Here is a 3,146-nt window from a genome sequence, read left to right as displayed (position 1 = left end):
GCCGAAGTTGTTTCAAATTCCGCTTTTGCCGTCACGGCTGCGGCTCAGGGTCCGCTACACCGTTCGCTATAAGAAAACCCCTTTCCCGGTCCAACCTCAAACGTACGGGGTTTACCGAAACCTTACCAACTTACAACTTTTCATTTGAACCGCGGACAGCCGGCCCTACCATCTACGTTCAAAACGGTGGCGCAGAAAAACAGCCAGCGAGTTGACCACGATCAAAAAAGCGAGCAGGACCATGATTGCCGCCGAGGTGCGCTCGACAAAGGCCCGTTCCGGGCTGTCGGCCCAGAGGTAGATCTGTACCGGCAGGGCAGTGGCCGGATCGGTAAAGCTGCCGGGAATGTCGACAATAAAGGCCACCATGCCGATCATCAGCAGGGGCGCGGTTTCGCCCAGGGCCCGGGCCATGCCGATAATGGTGCCGGTGAGTATCCCCGGCATGGCCAGGGGCAGAACATGGTGGAAGACCATCTGCATTTTCGAGGCCCCCACCCCCAGGGCCGCCTCCCGGATGGAAGGGGGCACCGACTGCAGGGCGGCCCGGCTGGCAATGATAATCGTCGGCAGGGTCATCAGGGTGAGGACCAGGCCACCGACCAGCGGTGACGACCTGGGCAGGTTGAAAAAATTGATAAACACCGCCAGGCCGAGGAGCCCGAAGACGATTGAGGGCACGGCGGCCAGGTTATTGATATTGACCTCGACCAGATCGACCCATCTGTTTTTCGGGGCAAACTCTTCCAGGAAAACCGAGGCGGCAACCCCGACCGGGAAGGAGAAGGCCAGGGTCAGGGTCAGGGTCAGAATCGAGCCGACCATTGCCCCCCAGATACCCGCCAGTTCCGGCTCCCGGGAGTCGCCGGCCGTAAAAAAGGTGGTATTGAACCGCTCCTTTATCCTGTCCTCTGCCGTCCATTTATCGATCCAGGCCAGTTGTTTATCGTTAAGCCGCCGGTCGGACTCATCCCCATGCCGGGAGATATGGCCCTTTATCAGCATGTCCACGTCATCGTCGGCCGGCACCCATACCTTGCGGGTGGTGTTGGCAAGGGAGGGATCGTTTTTCACCATGTCCCGGAGTTGAAACGCGGCCCCTGAACTGATCAGGGCGTAGAGTTTCTTTTTATCCTTCCGGCTGGTGACCCCGGGAAACTCCTGGCGCAGATTTTTCTTGACCAGGCCGGGAAAGTTGGCCGCGGCCGGATCGTCCTTGCCGATGAAGGCCGGGTCAAAGTGGATATCAAGCTGGACAAAGGTCTGGAAAAAGGCGGAATAGCCCTTGCCGGTAATACTGATGAACAGCAGGGCGAGAAAGGCGAGACTGGCAACAATGGCCACCACGCCGTAGAGTTTGAAACGGCGCTCCGCCTTATAGCGCCTGGCCAGCCCCTGGTTGACGATATCAATGGCCTTGCCGGTGTCGCCGGCCGGGGACCGCGCTGATTGAACCGAGGATTTACTCATACTGTTCCCGATACTTGCGAACCACAAACAGGGCGATGATGTTGAGGATCAGGGTTGCAATGAAGAGCACCAGGCCCAGGGCAAAGGCGGCCAGGGTCTTGGGGCTGTCGAATTCCTGGTCACCGACCAGCAGGGTGACGATCTGCACGGTGACCGTGGTCACCGCCTGGAGCGGGTTGGCGGTCAGGTTGGCGGACAGCCCGGCGGCCATCACCACGATCATCGTCTCACCGATGGCCCGGGAGATGGCCAGCAGGACCCCGCCGACGATCCCCGGCAGCGCGGCCGGGATAACAACATGCTTGATCGTTTCACTGCGGGTGGCGCCCAGGGCATAGGCCCCGTCCCGCATGGCATTGGGCACCGCATTGATCACGTCGTCGGAAAGGGAGGAGACAAAGGGAATGATCATGATCCCCATGACCAGACCGGCGGCCAGGGCGCTCTCCGAGGAAACGTCGAGCCCGACCAGGGCCCCGCTCTCGCGAATAAACGGGGCCACGACAAGGGCGGCGAAGAACCCGTAGACCACGGTGGGGATGCCGGCCAGGATCTCCAGCAGCGGCTTGGCCACGGCGCGAAATTTCTTGTTGGCATACTCTGACAGATAGATTGCCGACATCAGCCCCAGGGGAACGGCCACCAGCATGGCAATGGCCGAGATCATCGCGGTGCCGGCAAATACCGGGATGGCGCCGAACGCCCCGGAAGAGCCGACCTGGTCGGCCCGGATGGCCATCTGCGGGCTCCATTTAAGCCCGAACAGGAACTCGGTGAAGGGCACTGCCTTGAAAAAGCGAATCGACTCGAAAAGAACCGAGAGGATGATGCCGATGGTGGTAAAGACGGCAAAGGTGGAACTGGCGATCAGGAAAATGGAGATGATCTTTTCCACCTGGTTGCGGGCCCGGAGCGCTGGGGAGATTCTGTGCCAGGACAATGCAATCCCGGCCAGGGCCAGGGCCAGAATCGCGACGACCAGGGCCGCGTTGGCAGTGGAGCGGAGATTATGATAGTGGTCGGCCGCGGCCTGGAGTTCAGGGTTTATTTCACCGGAGACGATATTGCCGCTCTCCAGGTTTTTAATATCATTGACCACCAGGTACAACTGGTCCTCGGGCAGGGTTCTGATTGCCGCCGGCAGGTCAGCGACCAGAAGATCGGTTAAGATCACCGGTTCAACCGCCTGCCAGACGAAGAAGAGCAGCAGGGCGGGAATACCGCACCACAATGCGGCCAGGGCACCGTAATACACCGGCCGCGAGTGCAGGTGCTTGACCCCGCCCTTGCCCTTGGCAACGGAGCAGGCCCTTCTGAAGCCGAGCTGGTAGGCAAGGGCTGACAAGGCCAGTAGTATTATAAGCAAGAGGCTGAGCGGCATGGGGTATCTCTTGTCCGATTGAACGGCAACAGCGGTGTTGGCGGGAAAAAGGTGGCGCCGGTGCAAACGCTTACCAGGCAGCAGACAACCCGGAGCCCGGCGGGGCTTATACCCTGTAAGTGGTTACGCGCCGGTTTGTTTTCCAGCCGCCCTATGTTTGTCGGTCTCGCAACAACCCGCTCGACGGACGTGATTCGTCTTGTAACTTGTTGATTTTATTGGGTGGCATTTGAAGCCTTTCGGGTTGTTACGAGTTCATCATGTTTGTCGGTCTCGCAACAACCCGCTCGACGGA

General features: G+C 59.7%; 2 protein-coding genes. Both read right to left on the bottom strand.

What is annotated here, in order from left to right; all coding sequences use genetic code 11:
* Positions 1 to 165: 165 nt before the first annotated feature.
* On the bottom strand, positions 166 to 1,470 hold the full coding sequence (pstA, locus tag L3J03_12245; GenBank protein MCF6291751.1) for a phosphate ABC transporter permease PstA: 1,305 nt from the start codon (positions 1,468 to 1,470) through the stop codon (positions 166 to 168).
* The gene (gene pstC, locus L3J03_12240; protein ID MCF6291750.1) at positions 1,463 to 2,851 is read right to left on the bottom strand and encodes a phosphate ABC transporter permease subunit PstC; all 1,389 of its coding nucleotides are present in this window, start codon (positions 2,849 to 2,851) and stop codon (positions 1,463 to 1,465) included. The genes pstA and pstC overlap by 8 nt, the downstream gene beginning before the upstream one ends.
* Positions 2,852 to 3,146 lie beyond the last annotated feature (295 nt).

It is taken from the genome of Desulfobacterales bacterium (assembly GCA_021647905.1).
Taxonomy (GTDB): domain Bacteria; phylum Desulfobacterota; class Desulfobulbia; order Desulfobulbales; family BM004; genus JAKITW01.
This window is presented reverse-complemented; position numbering and strand designations above follow the sequence as displayed.